Origin of the sequence: Roseibium sp., from assembly GCF_965232425.1 — a bacterium.
Classification (GTDB): Bacteria; Pseudomonadota; Alphaproteobacteria; order Rhizobiales; family Stappiaceae; genus Roseibium.
In genome coordinates this window covers 2,075,015-2,093,741 of record NZ_OZ246971.1, presented here as the reverse complement: position 1 = coordinate 2,093,741, position 18,727 = coordinate 2,075,015, and the positions used below count along the sequence as shown (strand labels likewise).

Annotated in this window: 16 protein-coding genes and 1 pseudogene; 11 read left to right on the top strand and 6 right to left on the bottom strand. The window is 62.0% G+C overall.

Annotated features, from left to right (window positions below; genetic code table 11):
• Positions 1-194: 194 nt before the first annotated feature.
• From ACO08A_RS09450 to ACO08A_RS09415, 8 genes are all read left to right on the top strand, one after another.
• The gene (locus ACO08A_RS09450; protein ID WP_422040854.1) at positions 195-944 is read left to right on the top strand and encodes a FadR/GntR family transcriptional regulator; all 750 of its coding nucleotides are present in this window, start codon (positions 195-197) and stop codon (positions 942-944) included.
• A gap of 198 nt (positions 945-1,142) precedes the next feature.
• The gene (locus ACO08A_RS09445; RefSeq protein WP_422040853.1) at positions 1,143-2,204 is read left to right on the top strand and encodes a sugar ABC transporter substrate-binding protein; all 1,062 of its coding nucleotides are present in this window, start codon (positions 1,143-1,145) and stop codon (positions 2,202-2,204) included.
• An 11-nt stretch (positions 2,205-2,215) separates the two neighbouring features.
• Positions 2,216-3,034: an ATP-binding cassette domain-containing protein gene (locus ACO08A_RS09440; protein ID WP_422040852.1), complete on the top strand. Its 819-nt coding sequence runs from the start codon at positions 2,216-2,218 to the stop codon at positions 3,032-3,034.
• Positions 3,024-4,247, top strand: coding sequence for a sugar ABC transporter permease (locus tag ACO08A_RS09435; protein WP_422040851.1), 1,224 nt, complete (start codon positions 3,024-3,026; stop codon positions 4,245-4,247). Before ACO08A_RS09440 ends, ACO08A_RS09435 begins: the two co-directional genes overlap by 11 nt.
• A 9-nt stretch (positions 4,248-4,256) precedes the next feature.
• Positions 4,257-4,706, top strand: coding sequence for a hypothetical protein (locus tag ACO08A_RS09430; RefSeq protein ID WP_422040850.1), 450 nt, complete (start codon positions 4,257-4,259; stop codon positions 4,704-4,706).
• Between the two features lie 17 nt (positions 4,707-4,723).
• On the top strand, positions 4,724-6,343 hold the full coding sequence (locus tag ACO08A_RS09425) for a GMC family oxidoreductase (protein ID WP_422040849.1): 1,620 nt from the start codon (positions 4,724-4,726) through the stop codon (positions 6,341-6,343).
• 8 nt (positions 6,344-6,351) lie between these two features.
• On the top strand, positions 6,352-7,812 hold the full coding sequence (locus ACO08A_RS09420; protein ID WP_422040848.1) for an NAD-dependent succinate-semialdehyde dehydrogenase: 1,461 nt from the start codon (positions 6,352-6,354) through the stop codon (positions 7,810-7,812).
• Positions 7,809-8,978: a mandelate racemase/muconate lactonizing enzyme family protein gene (locus ACO08A_RS09415; protein WP_422040847.1), complete on the top strand. Its 1,170-nt coding sequence runs from the start codon at positions 7,809-7,811 to the stop codon at positions 8,976-8,978. The genes ACO08A_RS09420 and ACO08A_RS09415 overlap by 4 nt, the downstream gene beginning before the upstream one ends.
• Positions 8,979-8,983: 5 nt before the next feature.
• On the opposite strand, the gene ACO08A_RS09410 is transcribed toward ACO08A_RS09415, so the two are convergent.
• The 6 genes and pseudogenes from ACO08A_RS09410 to ACO08A_RS09385 form a co-directional block, all read right to left on the bottom strand.
• Positions 8,984-9,787, bottom strand: coding sequence for an ATP-binding cassette domain-containing protein (locus ACO08A_RS09410; protein ID WP_422040846.1), 804 nt, complete (start codon positions 9,785-9,787; stop codon positions 8,984-8,986).
• Between the two features lie 8 nt (positions 9,788-9,795).
• Positions 9,796-10,662, bottom strand: a complete 867-nt coding sequence (locus ACO08A_RS09405; RefSeq protein WP_422040845.1) for an ABC transporter ATP-binding protein — start codon at positions 10,660-10,662, stop codon at positions 9,796-9,798.
• The gene (locus ACO08A_RS09400; protein ID WP_422040844.1) at positions 10,659-11,510 is read right to left on the bottom strand and encodes an ABC transporter permease; all 852 of its coding nucleotides are present in this window, start codon (positions 11,508-11,510) and stop codon (positions 10,659-10,661) included. Before ACO08A_RS09400 ends, ACO08A_RS09405 begins: the two co-directional genes overlap by 4 nt.
• Positions 11,503-12,513 (bottom strand): ABC transporter permease, encoded by a 1,011-nt coding sequence (locus ACO08A_RS09395; RefSeq protein WP_422040843.1) that lies wholly within the window; start codon positions 12,511-12,513, stop codon positions 11,503-11,505. The genes ACO08A_RS09400 and ACO08A_RS09395 overlap by 8 nt, the downstream gene beginning before the upstream one ends.
• A 103-nt stretch (positions 12,514-12,616) precedes the next feature.
• A pseudogene (locus ACO08A_RS09390) lies at positions 12,617-14,142 on the bottom strand (ABC transporter substrate-binding protein).
• Between the two features lie 47 nt (positions 14,143-14,189).
• The gene (locus ACO08A_RS09385) at positions 14,190-15,758 is read right to left on the bottom strand and encodes a phytoene desaturase family protein (RefSeq protein WP_422040842.1); all 1,569 of its coding nucleotides are present in this window, start codon (positions 15,756-15,758) and stop codon (positions 14,190-14,192) included.
• A 112-nt stretch (positions 15,759-15,870) separates the two neighbouring features.
• Between ACO08A_RS09385 and ACO08A_RS09380 the strand changes: the two genes are divergently transcribed.
• From ACO08A_RS09380 to ACO08A_RS09370, 3 genes are read left to right on the top strand one after another with little or no spacing between them, the layout of a single operon-like run.
• Positions 15,871-16,662, top strand: coding sequence for a cyclase family protein (locus ACO08A_RS09380; RefSeq protein WP_422040841.1), 792 nt, complete (start codon positions 15,871-15,873; stop codon positions 16,660-16,662).
• Between the two features lie 10 nt (positions 16,663-16,672).
• On the top strand, positions 16,673-18,229 hold the full coding sequence (locus ACO08A_RS09375) for a phytoene desaturase family protein (RefSeq protein ID WP_422040840.1): 1,557 nt from the start codon (positions 16,673-16,675) through the stop codon (positions 18,227-18,229).
• Positions 18,226-18,720, top strand: a complete 495-nt coding sequence (locus ACO08A_RS09370) for a MarR family transcriptional regulator (RefSeq protein ID WP_319385123.1) — start codon at positions 18,226-18,228, stop codon at positions 18,718-18,720. Before ACO08A_RS09375 ends, ACO08A_RS09370 begins: the two co-directional genes overlap by 4 nt.
• Positions 18,721-18,727: the final 7 nt, after the last annotated feature.

The window sequence follows — 18,727 nt, the reverse complement described above, 5'->3', positions numbered from 1 at the left end:
GCCTTCCGATAGTATACTTTAGATAGAGTCTTCAAAGAAATACAACTAATAGACGTTCCATTTTTCACATAGTGGTCCGGGTGCTTAAAGCCTTCAGCCCTGGTAATCTCATATATATCATCAAGTTAAGGGCGTTCTACGCCAGATGATCATTGATATGGACAATCTAAACATCTGATGTTTAGTATTTTCATATGAATGAGCTACTCTACTACGACCTCAAGGACGCAAGCGGCATCACGCCCGGTCTTGCGACTCAGGTATCGCGCGAACTGGGGCGCAGGATCGTTGGCGGTCACTATCGCGAAGACGAACTGATCGAAGACGAGACCAAACTCTCCAGCCGGTTCGGCGTGAGCAAGTCGGTCATACGCGAAGCGGTGAAACTCCTCGTCGGAAAGGGCCTTCTGGAAGTGCGCCGCGGCAGCGGCACGCGGGTTCGCCGGCGCGCCAGCTGGGCCCTTCTGGACGACGATGTTCTTGCCTGGCATCTCTCGGTCGAACCCAAGCCGGGTTTCCTGCGTCAGCTGATGGACATTCGCCAGCTGATGGAGCCGAAAGCGGCAGCATGGGCGGCAATCTTCGGAACCGAAGCGGAGCACGCCGAAATCATGTCGGCACAGCTCAGGATGGAGGACGAGACGAGCTCCGTTCAGGAATTCGTCGTCGCCGATGCCCTGTTTCACCGCTCCATACTGCGCGCGGCCAACAACGAATTCCTGAGAGCGATGGAGGGCGTCATCTTCTCTGCGCTCCTGAGCTCCATCCGGCTCACCAACGCCGATCCGCGCGAAAACGAGGAATCCATCCCGTTTCACCGGGAAGTCATGGAGGCGATTCTGGAGCGCGATGCGGATCTCGCGGAGGACCGGATGCGCCGCTTGCTGAGCGACACGACCGACCGCTTGTCGGGCGCCATCAAGGGCTTTGCCGTGTCCGCCTGAAGCGGAAAGATCATGGATTTGACGGCCGGATGGAGGATCCCGGCCGTTGCACGAAACGGCTCCGGCATGGTGTCGGGTCGATGACGGCGTTGCGAGTTGGGTTCAAGCAGACTCGCAACGCCTGGCTTTCTGCAACCTGCAGGAAACCGGTTGAAGTCAGGCGTCGGAAAGCGCCTTAACATCGGACAGGAGGATAGGATGTTTCCCAGCAATAAGAAAGGCTTATTGATAGCAGGGACGGCACTGGCCACACTTTGTGGTGCAGGTGCGGCAAATTCGGAAGAAATGGTGGCGCTTCTGCTGCCGGAAAACGTGAACCCGCGTTGGGAACAACAGGACGCGGCGGCGTTCGTCTCCACGATGAAGGAGATCGCCCCCGGCGTGAAGGTGGAGGTTTTCAACGCCAACAACGACACGTCCGCGCAGCAGCGGCAGGCGGAACAGGCGTTGACCCAGGGCGCCAAGGTGCTTGTGGTGATCCCGATCGATGGGGAAAGCTCCGCGATCATCGCGGATACCGCGGCCGAGGAGGGCGTCCCGACGCTTGCCTATGACCGCATGATCAACTCCGCCAACACCTCGTTCTGGATTCAGGCGGACATGTTTGCAACGGGCGCTGCACAGGCTCAGCACGTCGTCGACAACACCGGCGCAGGCGACACGCTCGTCCTGCTTCGCGGATCGCCGACCGACCCGAATGCCGGCGTCATTGCCGACGGACAGATGTCGGTTCTCCAGCCGTTGTTCGATTCAGGTGAAAGGGTCATGGGCTACGCGAACTGGACGCCCGGCTGGGATCCGGCCATCGCGCGCCGCTCGATGGATCAGGCGCTGACCCAGTTGAGCAACAATGTCCAGGGCGTCGTGTCGTCCAACGACGGCAATGCAGGCGCCGCCATCGCGGCGATGGAAGAACAGGGCATGGCCGGGACCGTTCCCGTGTCGGGCCTCGACTGCACGGTGCAGGCGCAGCAACTGATGCTGCTCGGCAAACAGACCCAATGCGGCTGGCGCCCGCTGCATGAAATGGCGGCGGCTGCCGCCGAAGTGACCGTTCGTCTGTTGAAGGGCGAAGACTACGCGGATCTTGCAACCGAAACGGTTCAGAACGGTGTTGGGGCCGATGTCGCCTTCGTCCCCGTGGACAGCTATTCCGCCGTCGGTGCGGAAGGGGTGGCCTATGTCATCGAAAACGATCCGTCGATAACCAGGGATATGGTCTGCCAGGGCGAAGCCGCGGCAACCGATTTCTGCAAGTAACCGGGCAAGTCATGTCTTTCTCCGATGATCAGCAGGTGGGGCCGCCGGCCCCGCCCCCTCGCTTGCGCGTCTCCGGCATTCACAAGAGCTTTGGCGGTGTTCATGCGCTCAAGGGTGTGGATTTCGAAGTCGCGCGCGGCGAGGTCATGGCACTTGTCGGCGACAATGGTGCCGGCAAGTCGACACTCATGAAAATCCTCGCCGGGGCACTCCTCTCCGACAGTGGTGATTTTTTCATTGACGAGGAACCCGTCGTGATCGCCAGCCCGCACGATGCCGGCGCTCTTGGTATCCAGATCGTCTATCAGGACCTTGCGCTTTGCGAAAATCTTGACGTTTCCGCCAACCTGTCTCTGGGCGCAGAGCCGGTCAAGTCCGGCTGGGGTTTCCTGCCGCGCCAGTTGCGGCCGCTTGACGACCTGGAAATGGAGGTCAGGGCCAAGGCCGCCATCGACCGGCTCCGCGTGCGGACCCTGAAATCCGTACGTGCCAAGGTCGGCGGCCTGTCCGGAGGGCAGCGGCAGGCGATCGCCATTGCCAGAGCCGTCGGCGCGGATTGCAGCGTCGTGATGCTCGACGAACCGACCGCCGCGCTTGGCGTTGCGCAGACCCGGCAGGTTCTCGATGTCGTCAAGCGCCTGCGCGATACCGATCACGCGGTCGTCTACATCTCGCACAACATGCGCGACATCTTCGAGGTGTCCGACAGGATCTGCGTACTGCGCCACGGCGCGAATGTCGCGACCTGGAACACATCACGGACAACGCCGGACGAGATCGTCGTCGCCATGACGGCCGGTCTGGACAACGGGGCGAACAATGCAGCCTGATATTTCATTGTCACCGATCGAGCGGTTGCGGCAACTCCGGGAAACCAGCCTCGGGTCATTCGTGCCGGTCCTGCTCGCGCTGGCCGCGATCTGGATCTATTTCGGGCTTGCGCTGCCCGTATGGGACTACTGGTCGGATCCGGATGCGGCCGCGCCGCGCTTCATTTTCCTGTCGCCGCGCAACATCTACAATCTGTTCATGCAGTCCGCGGTGATCGCGACGCTTGCCGTCGGCATCACGGTTGTTCTTCTGCTCGGCGAAATCGACCTGTCGGCCGCGGCCACCGCCGGTGTCTGTGCCGCCTTGCTCGGTGTGCTGGTGCTTGCCGGCGTGCCGGGCTGGGCGGCCTGCCTCATCGTGATGGTGGTCGGGGTCGTCATGGGCGCGGCGCAGGGATTGCTCATTGCCTATGTCGGCATTCCCTCCTTCGTCGTGACCCTGGCCGGGCTGCTTGGCTACCAGGGCCTGATGCAGAAGATCCTGCCGACTGGAAACCTGAATATCGGCGATCCGTTCGTGCGAGCGATCTCGCGCGTGCTGATACCCGATGTCTGGGGTCTCGTTCTGGCCGGGCTGCTGGTCGTGGCTGTGACGGCGCTGTCGTTGCGCAAGCAGGCGGCACGCAGGGCCCGGGGTCTCGAACTGGAGGCCGGCGCGGTGCTCTGGGGTCAGGTCGCCTTCTTCGCGGTTGTCGTCTTTGCGGCCGTTCTCACGATGAATGCGTACCGGTCCGTGCCGCTCTTGATCATTCTCCTGACCGGTGTCACGGCGATCGTCGGCTGGGTGACGACATCGACGCCGTTCGGCCGGTCCATCTTCGCCGTCGGCGGCAACGCGGAAAGTGCCAGGCGCGTCGGCATGGACGTCAAACGCATCCGCATGGTGGCCTTCGGTATCGTCGGTCTGCTGGCCGCGATCGGCGGCATTTTCGGTGCATCGCGATACGGCTCGGTGTCCTACACCGCATTTGCCGGCGGATCGCTTCTGCTTGAAAGCATCGGCGCTGCGGTCATCGGCGGCACGTCTCTCTTCGGGGGGCGCGGTTCGGTCTGGAATGCGATCCTGGGCGCGCTCGTTATTGGATCCCTGGGCAACGGCCTAGATCTCACCGGCGCAAGCGCTGCCGACAAGCTCATGTTCTCAGGCGCCATTCTGCTCCTTGCCGTCGCGATCGATGCCTTGTCGCGGCCGCCGGGCAACACGGCGCGATAGGAGGCTGCCATGCTCACCCAGGAAGACAACACGCTGTTTTTGGCGGTCCTCGATGAAATCATCCCGGCGGGCGGTGTACGGCGCATGCCATCTGCCGGTGTGAAGGCAGTTGCCGAAGGTGTCCTCTCGGCAACTGCCTACTCCGAACACCCGATGAAAACGGTGACGCTTCTGCTTGAAACGCTCAGGGCAGGCGTCACCGGTTTCGACACGCTGTCCCCGCAAGACCGCGTCGCCGCGCTGAAGGCGGTCGAGGCGCGGCATCCGGCTGAATTCAACGAACTCGTCCGCCTCACCTACATGGCCTACTACAGCCGTCCCGAGATCCGCCCGATGCTGGGCGTCGGCGCCCATCCCGTCCATCCGGACGGATACGGTGTGGAGCGCGAAAGCGATGCGTTGATGGAAGAACTGACGGCACCCGTGCGCGCACGCGGCACGGCCTACAGGCGGGTTTGAGAAACAGGAAGATGCACATGTCACACGATCCCGTCGACGTTCTCATCATCGGTGCCGGCGCGTCCGGTGCCGCCATTGCCTGGTCTCTTCTTGAAACGAGAATGCGCATCCTGTGCCTCGAACAGGGTGACCATCTGCATGACAAGGACTATCCGAGCCGCCAGCGCGACTACGAACTCTCCCGTTACGGCGAGTTTTCCTGCGACCCGAATGTCAGGAAGCTGGAGCAGGACTATCCGGTCAACTCGGAAGACAGTTGCATCACGCCGGTGAACTGGAACGGTGTCGGTGGTTCCACGGTCAACTTTCTCGGCCACTGGCCGCGCATGAAACCTTCCGATTTCAGAACCAGGTCGCTGGACGGGGTGGCCGAGGACTGGCCGGTCGAATATGAAACCCTGGCGCCCTTTTACGATCTGAACGACGAGAACACCGGCGTTTCCGGTCTGGCCGGAAATCCGGGATATCCGGACTATTCGCCGCCCCTTCCACCCATCCCGATCGGCAGGCTGGGCCGGACGCTGGCGAAGGGGTTCAACGAACTCGGCTGGCACTGGTGGCCGTCCGATGTCGCGATCCTGAGCCAGGACAGGGACGGGCGTCAGAAATGCGTCAACGCGGGCACCTGCGATCTCGGATGCGCAGCGGGCGCAAAAGGCGGCACCAATTTCACCTACTGGCCGATCCTGCAAAATGCCGGCGTTGAACTGAGAACGCGGTCCAGGGTTCGTGAAATCACGATCGATCCTGAAACCGGGTTCGCCACGGGAGTGCTCTATCATGATGCTGAGGGCCGGCTTCACGAGCAAAGGGCGGAACTGGTCATCGTGGCGTGCAACGGCATCGGCACACCGCGCCTGCTGCTGAACTCGACGTCAAGTCTCTTTCCCGACGGATTAGCAAACCGGTCCGGTCTGGTCGGGAAGAACCTGATGTTCCATCCCCTGACCGGGGTTGCCGGTGTCTTCAAGGAACCCATGCTCGGTCACGAGGGGCCGATGGCCTGTTCGATCCTGTCGCAGGAATTCTACGAGACCGATCCGGAACGGGACTTCGTGCGCGGGTACGGTCTGCATTCCGGCCGCTCGACCACGCCGATGACATTTGCACTTGGCGGCTACGGCATCGACAGCCCCATTCCCTGGGGCGCAGAGCACAGGGAAATCATGGACAATGTCTATCCCTATCTTGCCGGCCTGACGGTCGTGACGGAAGATCTGCCGGAGGAGACCAACCGGGTCACGCTTGACCCGGTCCTGACCGACAGCGATGGCATTCCCGCGCCCAGCATCACCTACAGGCTCGGTGACAACACCCGCAAAATGCTTCGTCACGGTCAGGAAAAGGCAACGGAGCTCCTTCTGGCGGCAGGCGCAGAAAAGATCATCGCCAAAGGCAGCGATGAGGTCTGGTGGCGCGCCGGCTGGCATCAGATGGGCACATGCCGCATGGGCGACGACCCGGAAAAATCCGTTGTGAATGCCTGGGGCCGCTGCCACGATGTGAAGAACCTGTTCATCGTCGACGGATCGATTTTCGTGACATCCGGGGCGGTCAATCCGACATCGACGATCCAGGCGCTGGCGCTCTACGTGGGTGACAGCATCAAGACCAACATTGCCAACCTGTTTGACTGAGGCGTGTCATGGATTTCCCGACGAGAATGTATATCGATGGTGCCTTGTCCGAGGGAAGCGCCCGGCAGGACGTCTTCAACCCGGCGACCGAAGAACGGATCGCAACGGTGCACACCGCAGGATTTGAGGACGCGCAGCGCGCGCTGGAAGCGGCCCGCAACGCCTTTCCGCGCTGGTCGGCAACGCCGATCGCCGAGCGTCAGTCCTGGATGCGCAGACTGCGCGAGGAGGTGGTCGCGCATGAGGACTTTCTGCGGGATTGCATTCACCACGAAATGGGAAAGCCCTGGGCGCAGACCCTGGAGGACTGGGACCGGCTGGTCGTATCGCTCGACTTCTACGCCGAGGAGATCGCGCGCATCCACGATGTCGGACTTGCGGACCGCGCCGGAACCCACACGCACAGGATGGTGCACGAGGCAGCAGGTGTTGCACTGGCCTATCTGGCCTGGAACTTTCCGCTCCTGAACCTGGCCTTCAAGATAGGACCCGCAATGGCGGCTGGCTGTCCGATCATCATAAGGCCTTCCGAGCAGACACCGGTATCCGCCTATGCGGTGGGCGCGCTGTGCGAAAGGATCGGCCTTCCGCGCGGTGTCGTTCAGATCCTGTGTACCGACGGCTATGACGTTGCCGATGCGATGACCGCATCGACGATCCCGCAGGTGATCACGCTGATCGGTTCCACTGGGACCGGACAGCACATCATGCGGACCGGCGCAACGTCGATCAAACGCTATTCCATGGAACTGGGCGGAAACGCACCGGTGCTGGTGTTCGAGGATGCGGATCTTGATCTCGCCGCCGACATCGTCTGCGGCGTCAAGTTTTCCAACGCCGGGCAGATCTGCGTGTCCCCGAACCGGGTCTTTGTCGCAAGCGCGGTTCACGCGGCCTTCGCCGAAAAGGTGACGGCCCGTGCTAGGGCCGCGAAAACCGGTTTCGACAAGACGGCCGACATCACCACCGGGCCGGTGATCGACGGCCGTGCCTGGACACGCATCAAGGGGCTGATCGACACCGCCGTTGCCGAAGGTGCGGAGCTGCTTGCCGGCGGGGACCGTCCTGCAGATCTGAACAAGGGGCACTATCTGGCACCAACCGTCCTGGACCGGGTCACCGAAACGATGGCGGTCTATCGCCAGGAGACATTCGGACCGATTGTCAGCCTGATCCCGTTTGACGGCGAGACGAACCTGGCAACCATGGCAAATGATTGTGAAGAAGGCGGGCTGACGGCATACATCTTCACGCGCGATCTTGCCAGGGCGGAGGCCTATGCGGCAAAGCTGCGTTACGGGGAAATCCAGATCAACGGCGTGAAGTACGACATAGACCTGCCGCATGGCGGAATCGGCCAATCCGGGATTGGTCATGACTGTTCGGCGCTGGCGCTCCGGGACTACCTGATCGAAAAGAGAATAACCCGTGCACGCGACGACACGGACTTCGAAGGGTTGAACGCATGAAGATAACAGGCGTCAAAAGCCACGTGCTGCAATACGACCTGCCCGGTGAACTGGGCTACTCCCAGCAATATTACGAAAAGCGCACGGCCCACCTGGTCGAGGTTCAGACCGACGAGGGCATCACCGGCTGGGGGGAGTGTTTCGGTCCGGGCAATGTTGCGGTCGCAAACAAGGGGATCGTCGAGAAGGTCATCCAGCCGATCATACGCGGCAGCGACCCGATGGATCGCGACGTGCTCTGGCACCGGGTCTACAATCTGATGCGCGATCACGGCCAGAAGGGCATGCCTTTGCAGGCACTCTCCGGGGTGGATATCGCGCTCTGGGACATCGCCGGCAAGGTCGCCGGACTGCCGCTCCACAAGCTGATCGGCGGGGCGCACCGCGATCGTATTCAGGCCTATGGCTACGGCATGATGCTCAAGCGTGAAAGCGTCGACGACCACGTCGCGCGCTTCCGCGACGAAGCGGCCGGGATCATGGACATGGGATTTGCCGCGGCCAAGATGAAAACCGGGCTTGGTCCCGAAAGCGATATCAGGCTCTGCCAGGCAGTTGCCGAAGGCGTGGAAGGCCGCGGCAAGTTCATGGTCGACGCCAACCATTGCTACACCACGTCCGACGCCTTTTATGTCGGCCGGGCACTGGAGGAACTGGGTGCCTACTGGTTCGAAGAACCCGTCGCGCCGGAAGATCTTGACGGATACCGGGAGCTGCGCAGCGGTCTGCGCGTCAACATTTCCGGCGGCGAAGCGGAGTTCAATCGCTGGGGCTGGCGCCAGATCCTGGAGAACCGCGGCCTCGATATCGCCCAGCCCGAGGTCTGCGCGCTTGGTGGTGTCAGCGAGTATCTGCGCGTGCTCGCCCTGTGCCATGCCCATTTCACCCCGGTGATCAATCACGTCTGGGGATCGGCCATCGCGGTTGCCACAAATATCCAGCTCCTGGCGGCGATGCCCGCCCTTCCGGGCGGTCTACATCCCTGGGAGCCGATGCTGGAATTCGACACGACGGACAACAGGTTCCGGGACGAACTTCTGCAGGAACCGCTGGATATCCAGGGGCAGGTGAAATCATCCGGCGGATATGTCTCCATTCCCCCGGGTCCCGGGCACGGCGCGACCCCGGACATGGATTTCATCCGGCGCTTCGAACTGGATCTCTGAACGGGTCAGGCCCAGACCTGGTCCGGGTCCGGCAGCGGTATCGCATCCAGCAGCGTGCGCGTATAGTCCGCCTGCGGATTTGCGAAAAGGTCGGCGGTTGCCGAATTCTCGACGATCTCGCCGTGGTGCATCACAAGAATGCGCGAGCACAGTCTGCGGATCACCGACAGATCGTGACTGACGAAGGCGAGCGTCAGGCCGAGGTCGCGCACCAGTTGCTCCAGCAGATTCAGAACCTGAGCCTGCGAGGAGACGTCAAGGCCCGACACGATTTCATCGGCCAGAATGAAATCCGGCTTGAGGGCGATGGCGCGTGCAATGCCGACCCTCTGCCGCTGGCCGCCCGACAGCTCATGCGGGTACCGTTCGGAAAAGCTCTTCGGCAGGCCGACCATGTCGAGGGCCTCATCGACCCGCGCCGGAATGGTGTCGAAGCCCTGCAGACGCAGCGGCCCGGCGATGATGCCGCCGACACGCCGGCGCGGATTGAGCGACGACATCGGGTCCTGAAAGATCATCTGGAACCGCTTGCGCAGTGGCCGCAGGGCGTCCTCGTCCAGGTGCGCGATTTCGGTTCCTTCGAACAGGATCGAGCCGGAATCGGGCCGGAGCAAACGGATCATGGCGCGTCCGAGGGTCGATTTGCCTGACCCGGAGCCGCCGACAATGCCGAGCACATCGCCCTTGGCGACATCGAAGCTCAGGCCCTTGAGCACCTGCGTGCGCGGTGCGGAACCGAACAGCGGTTTGTGCGCCAGGTCGGGGAAGGACACCTTCAGGTCGCGGACTTGATAGACGGGATCGCTCATGGTGCCGCTCACTCCATCAAATGTGCGTCGAAGGCGGCGACTTCCTGCTCCACCGCGGAAATGATGCTGTCCGGAACCGGCATGAGCGAGCCGTCGGGGTCGGTGTATTTCGGCGTCGCTGCAAGGAGGGCCTTCGAGTAGGCATGTTTCGGCGCGGCGAAGAACGACCTGACATCCGTATCTTCAATGACCTTGCCGGCGTAGAGGGCCGTCAGGGACTGACTGATCTTCGAGACGACACCGAGATCGTGTGTCACGAACAGAAGCGCCGTGTCATGCCGTTCCTGCATCTCGCGGATCAGCTTGAGGATCTGTTTCTGGACCGTGACATCGAGCGCTGTCGTCGGTTCGTCGGCGATGATCAGTTTGGGTTCGGCCGCAAAGGCCGAGGCGATCAGGATGCGTTGGCGCATGCCGCCGGACAGCTCGTGCGGATAGGATCTCATCACCCGCTCCGGCGCCTGGATATGCACTTCATTGAGGAGTTCGACCGCTCGGTCCTCTGCTCTTTTGCGCTGCCATCCGAGAATGTCGACGAGACGGTCCGTGATCTGCGGGCCGACCCTGCGCGACGGATTGAGTGCCGTGAGCGGGTCCTGCGGGATCAGCGCGACCTTTGCTCCGATCTTTGTCCGCCGCACCCGTGGCGGCAGCTTCAGAAGGTCTTCACCGTCGAGCAGGATTTCGCCGCCGGTGAGCTTCGCGGCACGCGGCAGGATGCCGAGCACGGCCTTGCCGATCATGCTTTTGCCGGCACCGCTCTCACCGACCAGGGCGCGGACTTCACCCGAATTGACGTTCAGCGAAACCTTGCGCAGCAGCGGCGCGCCGTTCTTCAGCCGGACCGTCAGGTCCTTGATTGTCAGGTAACTCATCGCAGCACCGGGTCGAAGTAGTCCTTCAGGCCTTCACCCAGCTGCGAGAAGCTGAGCACCGTCAGGAACAGCGCGGCAAGCGGGAACACCAGAACCCACCAGGCCTGATAGATCGATGTACGTCCCTCGGCGATCATGCCGCCCCAGGTCGGCTGGTCGGTCGAGATGGACAGGTTGACGAAACTCAGGATCGCCTCGACGATCACGGCGATGCCCATTTCAAGCGTCAAGAGTGCAACGATCGTCGGCAGCACGTTGGGCAGGATTTCGGCGAGCGCAATGCCGAGCCTGCTGCGTCCGGCGACCTGCGCGGAGGCGACGTAGTCCATCGCGCCCTGGCTCATCGCCTCGGCGCGCACGACGCGCGAAAACCGCGTCCAGTCGATCACGACGATGGCAATGATGATCGAGGTGAGCCCGGTTCCCAGAACGGCGATCAGCAGGATTGCAAAGAGCACGGGCGGAAATGCCATCCAGATGTCGACAAGCCGGGAAATCACCAGATCGGCCCAGCCCCGGTAGTAACCTGCGATCAGGCCGAGCGTCGCGCCGACAAGGCAGGTGAGTGTCCCGGCAACCAGCGCAACGGTCAGCGCCAGCCTCGCCCCGTAGAGCATCCGGCTCAGGAGATCGCGGCCAAGGGAATCGGTTCCGAGCAGATAGGCGGGATCGGCACCCTGCTGCCAGAAGGGTGGCAGCCGCGCTGCGAAGAGATCCTGTTCCAGTGGATCGTGCGGACTGATCATCGGCGCCAAGATGGCGGCGAGAATGAGAATGAGCAGCCAGCCACCGCTGAGCCAGAGACGAAGGCCGGGCAGGCGGCGGATCTGTCCACGGGCGTCACGCATGGCGCAGCCTCGGGTTGAGCGCCGCGTAGGTCATGTCGACGAGCAGATTGACGAGCGTGAACAGAAGCGCGAACACCAGAACGATGCCCTGGATGAGCGGCAGGTCGCGGTTGATCACGGCATCGATCGCCATGTTCCCGAGACCTTCATAGGAAAACAGGCGCTCGATGATGACGGTCCCGCCGATGAGGAAGGTGAACTGGACGCCGACGAGTGTCAGCGTCGGCAGGATGGCGTTCGGCAGCGCGTCCCGCGCAATGATCGATGTTTCCGAATAGCCCTTGGTCCGTGCCAGCGTAATGTAGTCGTCGTGCATGCATTCCTTGAGTGATTGTTTCAGCAGCTGAAGAATGATGGCCGCAAGCGGAATTGCCAGCGCAAGAGCGGGCAGGAACATGTGACCGAGCAGATCGAGCACCACGTCGAAGCGAAGCCGCAGCAGCGCCTCGATCAGGTAGAAGTTGGTGTTGAAATCGAAACCGAGGGAAGGCGATACGCGTCCGGAAATGTGAAACAGCGGCCAAACGACACCAAGCACGAGGATGAGCGCGAGACCCCAGAGAAAATCCGGCAGCGAAAGGGCAACGCCTCCGGCGACGTCAATACCGCCCTCGACCTTCGTGCCGCGGTAGAGCGTGGCGGTCAGCGCGGCCGAGCCACCGACGACAATCGCGATCAGCAGCGCCATCACGGACAGCTCCAGCGTTGCCGGAAGGCGTCCGATCACAAGATCGAAAACGGGCTGCCGGCTCGTGATCGATGTTCCGAAATCACCCTGCAGGACGTTTCCGATCCAGATCAGGAACTGTTCGAGGATGCTCTTGTCCAGCCCGTACAGCGCCTCCAGCCGCGCAATGTCGGCATCGGTTGCGCCAGGCGGCAGCATCATCGCGATCGGATTTCCGGGCACGACCCGGATCACGACGAAAACGATGATGGCGGCCCCCAGCAGGGTGATGAGTGTCGTCGCCAGGCGCGTCAGCAGGGTACGCACGATTTGCATGAAAAGCTTCGTAGCCCTTTATTCAGGAAAAAGAGCCGCCGCAGCGCCCTAAGGAGCAAGCAGGAAGGGCACTGCGGCGAAGGTGAGGTAACGTTTTCCTGACTTAAGAACGTGTCATCAGATGCGGCAGCAGAGCACCCGATGCATGCGGTGTAACCTTGACCTGGTCACTGTGCAGGATTGGCTGCACGTACTGGATCAGCGGCAGCACGAGCGCGTTTTCGGCGATGTGCTTGTCGACGGCTTTCCAGCCTGCGATGCGTTTTTCCTCGTCCGCCTCGCCCCAGAGTGGCAGGATCATCTGCATCAGGTCTTCACCGTCCCAGACGGAGTGCGGGGATGGGCCGAACATGGCGAAACCGGTGGACGTGGTCGGGTCACCGATCGCGTTGCCCCAGTTGTAGAACGCCGCCGGGGCCAGTTGATCCGCTGCCCGCAACTCGAAATGCTTGGCGATTTCGTAGACCTCGATCTCGGCCTCGATACCGACCTTGCGCCACAGGCCGACGATCACCTGGATGATCTCGTAGTCCTTCGGTTTGAAGCCGCGGGTGGTCTGGATCTTGAATGTGACCGGATTTTCCGGACCGTAGCCGGACGCGGCCAGCAGTTCCTTGGCCTTCTCCGGATCGTAGGGAACGGTGATGGACGGATCATAGGCGGTGTAGTCCGGTGTCTGGAGCGTGTCGATGGCGACCCCGTATCCGGACAGCAGCCGCTCGATGATGGTTTCCTTGTCGATGGCATGTGCCATGGCCATGCGCACGTTCGGATCGTTCATCGGCTCGACATCGTTGATGAAGATCATGCCGATATCGGAAATCGGCGCCGCCGTACCGACGATGCCGTCCTGTTCCTTGAGGCGGTCGAATTCCTCGTAAGGCATTTCCAGTGTCACATGCGAATTGCCCGAGCTGACCTCGAAGGTACGGCTGGAGGCGTCGGTAACGAACTTGATGGTCACGGTCTTGAATCGGGCGCACCGCCCCAGTAGTTCTCGTTGGCTTTCAGGCGCACGAACGCATTGCGTTCGAAATTGTCGACCATGTAGGGACCGGTTCCGATCGGTTTGGCCTCGAAGCCCTCCGCGCCGACTTCCTCGTAGTATTTCTTCGGCAGGACATAGCCGGTCAGGAAACTCATCCACTTGAAGATTGTCGGTTCGTATTCCTTGACGTCCGCCGTAACCCGGTTGCCGTCGATCTGGAAATTGCCGATCTTGCCCCAGATGAACTGGATGGGGTTGCCCGTATCGGGATTGCCCGCCCTTTCCAGCGACCAGACAACGTCCTCCGGCGTGAGCGGATCGCCGTTGTGCCAGGTGACCCCTTCCCGGATTTCCAGCCAGATCTTGGATTTGTCCTCGGTCCATCCCCACTCGCTGACGATGCCCGAGCCGAAGCTGAGGTCGGGGTTCTGGGGGATGAACATGTCGAAGACAGACTGGTAGATGCCCTGGATGGTCGGGTTGACCGCGGAGGGGCCGACCGTCGGGTCCCAACTGGGCAGATTAACGTTGTAGGCAATCACCAGTTCATCGATCTCGTTTGCAAAAGCGGGCGTTCCAACGGCTGTCAGCACTCCGCTGGCAGCGGCACTTTTCAAAAGCGTGCGTCTTGATACCTTCATTGTCCTGTTCCCCATGTTTACGTTGGCCGGATGTGTTTTCGTTATCGCTATCCGGCGAGCTTCTGCGCGAGCAGATATCCGGGCCCGGCTCCGGTGCCCGCACCCGGCCAGACGGCCGCCCCGGTGTGGAACAGGTTCCCCACCGGTGTGCTGCCGTCGGCAAAGCCGCGTACGGGCCTGAACGTGAAATGCTGCGTGAGGTGATGGCTGCCACAGATCTGGTCGCCGCCGACCAGATTGTGATTGTCCGCCTCCAGCATCAGCGGTGTGACGACGTGCCGTCCGAGGATCTTCGAGCGCGTGCCCGGCGCATAGCGTTCCAGGATGTCGAGCACCCGTTCGGCATATGTGTCCGCAACCGTCTCCCAGTCGGTCTCCTCGATCTGTCCCGCCGCATCTCCCTTGATCTCGGCCGGAACCATGCGCACCTGAAGCCAGAGCACGTGCTTGCCGGCCGGTGCGCGGCTCGGATCGATCACGGTGGGTTGTCCGCAGACGATCACCGGCTCGTCGGGCAGCAGGCCCGCCTGGGCCTGGGCATAGGTGCGTGCCATCTGGTCGACGCTCGGCGCCAGATGAACATAGGCGAATTTCTTCAGCTCCTCGCCGGCACTCCAGTCCGGCAATGCATCGACCGCCAGGTGGATCATCATGGTGCCGGGCGCGTGGGAGAAGGTTTTTAGCCCTTTATCGTAGCGTTGATCCCCGGTCTGCCCGGCGAGCTTCAAAAGGGCTTGCGGCGCGACATTGGCGATCACAGCATTGCGCGCCATGACCTTGCGCCCGTCGGCAAGTTCGATGCCTTTCGCTTCGCCGTTCTCGACAAGAATGCGCGTGACTTCGGCGTTCAGCGTGACGCTTCCGCCGCGTGCTTCGAGCGCGGACACCATTGCATCGATCGCGGCGCCCGCCCCGCCTTTGCCGAGAACCATGCCGAATGCCTGGTTGGCCATGCCTTCCAGATACGGAAACAGCGCTCCGCCGGAGATGTCCGGCGCGAAATCCAGATGCATGCCCCAGGCGCCGAGCAGGGCGCGCACCTTGGCGGAACGGAATGTCTCGTTCAGCCAGTCACGCGGCGACGACAGCAGGAAGCGGCTGAGGTCGAGCACGCCGTCCGTGCCGGTCTTTCGCCAGTGTTTGTAGAGAATATATGCAAATGCACGTTTCTTGGCCGGGCTGCCAAGCAGGCCGACAAGCGGTTCGGCCATGGCCGGAAAATCGGCGGTGAGTTGCCGCCAGGTCTTGCCGTCATCAGCGTCGATGGCTTCGATCCGCTTTGCCGTTTTTTCAAGATCATTGCTGACGCCAAGCCAGGAGCCGTCTGGAAAAACGGAAGAAAAACAATCGGATGCAGGTGCAAATTCCAGTCCGTTCCGGCTCAGCTCATCGCCGTATTCCTTGAAAAAGGCGGAGCCGGCGAAGAGCGACAGGTTCATGGCGGCCCAGTCGTGACTGTATCCGGGGAGCGTGTATTCACCGGTCTTGACCGCACCGCCTGCAACCGGTGCGCGTTCGAACACACCGACGTTCCAGCCCTGCGCTGCCAGATGAACGGCGCAGGCGAGACTGTTGTGTCCGCTGCCGATTATCACGCCGTCCAGAGTGTCATCCATGGTTCAAGCCTTGCCTCCCTCGAAATAGATAATTGCAAATACAAATAAATCTGTCTAGCATCAAAGTTGCGATAAGGAGCCAAGCGGCCAAGACGTAGAGAGGGAGCATCAGATGTCAGCAGAGAATGCACTCAGCGGACTGGGATCAAAGATTTTGTCCGGCGAAGTCGAGGTGGTGGACTGCACCGGCGTCCTGGGCCCCAACACGCCGATTATTCAGTTGCCGCCGGACTTCGCCAAGAACACGCCGAAGGTCGAAATTCACAAGATCAGCGAATACGATTCGGACGGGCCGTTTTTCGCCTGGAACTGGATGGTGCTGGGCGAGCACTCCGGAACCCATTTCGATGCGCCGCATCACTGGATCACCGGCAAGGATTACGAGGACGGCTTCACCGACACGCTCGATGTCCAGCGCCTGGTCGCACCGGTCAACGTGATCGACTGCTCGAAGGAAAGCGCGGAAAACGCCGATTTCCTCTTGACCGCCGACCTGATCAAGGCTTGGGAAGCAGAGCATGGCGAGATCGGCGCCGGGGAATGGGTGCTCATGCGCACCGATTGGGACAACCGCGCCCACGACGAGGATCTGTTCCTGAACACGGATGAAACCGGTCCGCACAGCCCCGGTCCGACACCGGATGCGATCGAGTATCTGCTGTCGAAAAAGATTGTCGGTTGGGGTACGCAGTGCATCGGGACCGATGCCGGCCAGGCCGGTGGCATGGAGCCGCCCTATCCTGCGCACAATCTCCTTCACCGGGACAACTGCTTCGGACTGGCCTCGCTCGCCAATCTGAGCAAACTGCCGGCCAAGGGTGCCATCCTGATCGCCGCACCGCTGAAGATCGAGCGCGGAACAGGCAGCCCGATCCGCGCCCTGGCGCTGGTGCCCAGGAGCTGAGGCCGATCCCGTGACCGTGCCGCATGTCATTATCGGGTCCGGGATCAACGCCCTTGTCGCGGCGGCGCTGCTGTCGCGCAAGGGTGAGAAGGTGCTCATGCTCGAGCGTTCGGAGCATCTTGGCGGATGCATGCGCACCGAGGAAATCACCTTGCCCGGCTTCCGGCATGATGTCCTGGCCGCGACCTTCGTTCTGTTCCTGACCTCTCCCGCCTACGCGGAACTCGCCGAGGAACTCGGCCGGCACGGGCTGGACTTCTGCCATACGCAAAGTCCGACCGCCGTGCTGCGTCCTGATGGCCAGTCTGCGGTGCTCAATATGGACCGGGCTGCGAACATCGCGGCCTTTGACGCGCTTTCAGCCGGTGACGGCAAGCAGCACGGCTCCGATGTCGGCGGTGTCGAGGCGGACGCCGAGTTTCTCTTCGCCCTGCTGGGCAGTCCGTTGTGGTCGGGCAAGATGGCGCGCCTGATGGCGAAGCAGGCCTGGAAGCGCGGTCTTAACGGCCTGAAGACCTGGTTTGGAGATGCGCTGCAGCCGGCGCGGGCCTGGCTGGAACACGGCTATGGCAGCGAAACGGTACAGGCGCTCTGGGCACCCTGGGTGCTGCACACGGGCCTGACGCCGGAAAGCACCTATTCCGGCCAGATGGGCCGTGTGATCGCCTTTGCCCTTGAGGCTGCCGGCGCGCCGGTGGCCAAGGGCGGCGCAGGGGCCGTGCCGGATGCCTTCCGCAAACTGATCGAGGAAAAGGGCGGGGAGATCCGCACCGGCGTCGACGTCACGCGCATTCTCGTGCAAGGCGGCAAGGCAGTTGGCGTCGAGACAGCGGCCGGAGACAAGATAGACGCGCGCTCGGTCATCGCGTCGGTCACGCCGACACAGCTTCACCAGCGCCTTCTGGGCGACGAACCGCCACCGGCCCACGCCGAACGCTACAGGTATGGCCGCGGAAATTTCCAGCTTCACTATGCTCTTGACGCCGAGCCGGAGTGGATTGCCGGCGGGCTGGAAGACGTTGCCCTGATCCACCTCACGGACGGGATCGACGCCGTTTCCAAATCCTCGAACGAGGCCGAGCGCGGTCTGCTGCCGGAAACACCGACCCTTTGCGTCGGCCAGCCGCACAGGCTTGACCCTTCGCGCGCGCCGGACGGCAAGGCCATCTTGTGGATCCAGATCCCGGATGCGCCGCGCGTGATCAAGGGAGACGCGGCAGGGCAGCTTGAAACCGGTCCTGACTGGACGGAGACCATCCGGGAGGCCTTTGCCGATCGCATCGAAGCCATTCTTCAAAGGCACATCGGCAACTTCGACCGGATCAAGCTGGCAAGGCGCGCCTATTCTCCGGCGGACCTGAACCAGCTCAACATCAATCTCGTCGGCGGAGACCCCTATGGCGGGTCCTGCAACATCGATCAGTTTTTCGTCTGGCGTCCGTTCACCCGTTCCGTTAACAGCGCCACCACGATCGGCAACCTCCACATGATCGGTGCGTCGACCCATCCGGGTCCGGGTCTGGGGGGCGGGTCCGGCTACAATCTGGCGAAAGGGATGGGGGCATGAAGAACGAAAACGGGCTGGAGCTGGCGGAACAGAAGACCCCGGTGCCGCGCCTGGGTGAAATCGGCCTCGAGAACTTTCCGCCCTACCTGATGAACCGCATTATGGGACGTTACAACGGCGCCTTGCGGGACGAGATGGCAAAGCTCGGCCTGACGACGCCCAAGATGCGGACGCTCGCCGTTTTGTCTGTCCTCGACGGTCTGCTGATCCGCGACCTGTCGGTCTACGCCGTCGTCGAAACGTCCACGCTCAGCCGTGCGCTGGATGCGCTGGAACGCGACGGGCTGGTCAAGCGGGTTACCGACAGTGAAGACAGCCGGGCGGTGCGCATCCACCTGACGACTAAGGGCCGCCAGACGCACGACATGCTCTGGCCGCACCTGGCGACCGCGTATCAGCAGATGTTCCGCGGCATCAGCGACGCCGAGCAGCGGGCCTTTACGGCAACGCTGCAGGCCATTTTGAAAAACATCCGCAAACATCCGATTTAGCACTTGG

What these genes read in the sequence shown, in the direction of transcription:
- ACO08A_RS09450 (WP_422040854.1), top strand. Translation starts at nt 195, where the DNA reads ATGAATGAGCTACTCTACTACGACCTCAAGGACGCAAGCGGCATCACG.
- ACO08A_RS09445 (WP_422040853.1), top strand. Translation starts at nt 1,143, where the DNA reads ATGTTTCCCAGCAATAAGAAAGGCTTATTGATAGCAGGGACGGCACTG.
- ACO08A_RS09440 (WP_422040852.1), top strand. Translation starts at nt 2,216, where the DNA reads ATGTCTTTCTCCGATGATCAGCAGGTGGGGCCGCCGGCCCCGCCCCCT.
- ACO08A_RS09435 (WP_422040851.1), top strand. Translation starts at nt 3,024, where the DNA reads ATGCAGCCTGATATTTCATTGTCACCGATCGAGCGGTTGCGGCAACTC.
- ACO08A_RS09430 (WP_422040850.1), top strand. Translation starts at nt 4,257, where the DNA reads ATGCTCACCCAGGAAGACAACACGCTGTTTTTGGCGGTCCTCGATGAA.
- ACO08A_RS09425 (WP_422040849.1), top strand. Translation starts at nt 4,724, where the DNA reads ATGTCACACGATCCCGTCGACGTTCTCATCATCGGTGCCGGCGCGTCC.
- ACO08A_RS09420 (WP_422040848.1), top strand. Translation starts at nt 6,352, where the DNA reads ATGGATTTCCCGACGAGAATGTATATCGATGGTGCCTTGTCCGAGGGA.
- ACO08A_RS09415 (WP_422040847.1), top strand. Translation starts at nt 7,809, where the DNA reads ATGAAGATAACAGGCGTCAAAAGCCACGTGCTGCAATACGACCTGCCC.
- ACO08A_RS09410 (WP_422040846.1), bottom strand. Translation starts at nt 9,787, where the DNA reads ATGAGCGATCCCGTCTATCAAGTCCGCGACCTGAAGGTGTCCTTCCCC.
- ACO08A_RS09405 (WP_422040845.1), bottom strand. Translation starts at nt 10,662, where the DNA reads ATGAGTTACCTGACAATCAAGGACCTGACGGTCCGGCTGAAGAACGGC.
- ACO08A_RS09400 (WP_422040844.1), bottom strand. Translation starts at nt 11,510, where the DNA reads ATGCGTGACGCCCGTGGACAGATCCGCCGCCTGCCCGGCCTTCGTCTC.
- ACO08A_RS09395 (WP_422040843.1), bottom strand. Translation starts at nt 12,513, where the DNA reads ATGCAAATCGTGCGTACCCTGCTGACGCGCCTGGCGACGACACTCATC.
- ACO08A_RS09385 (WP_422040842.1), bottom strand. Translation starts at nt 15,758, where the DNA reads ATGGATGACACTCTGGACGGCGTGATAATCGGCAGCGGACACAACAGT.
- ACO08A_RS09380 (WP_422040841.1), top strand. Translation starts at nt 15,871, where the DNA reads ATGTCAGCAGAGAATGCACTCAGCGGACTGGGATCAAAGATTTTGTCC.
- ACO08A_RS09370 (WP_319385123.1), top strand. Translation starts at nt 18,226, where the DNA reads ATGAAGAACGAAAACGGGCTGGAGCTGGCGGAACAGAAGACCCCGGTG.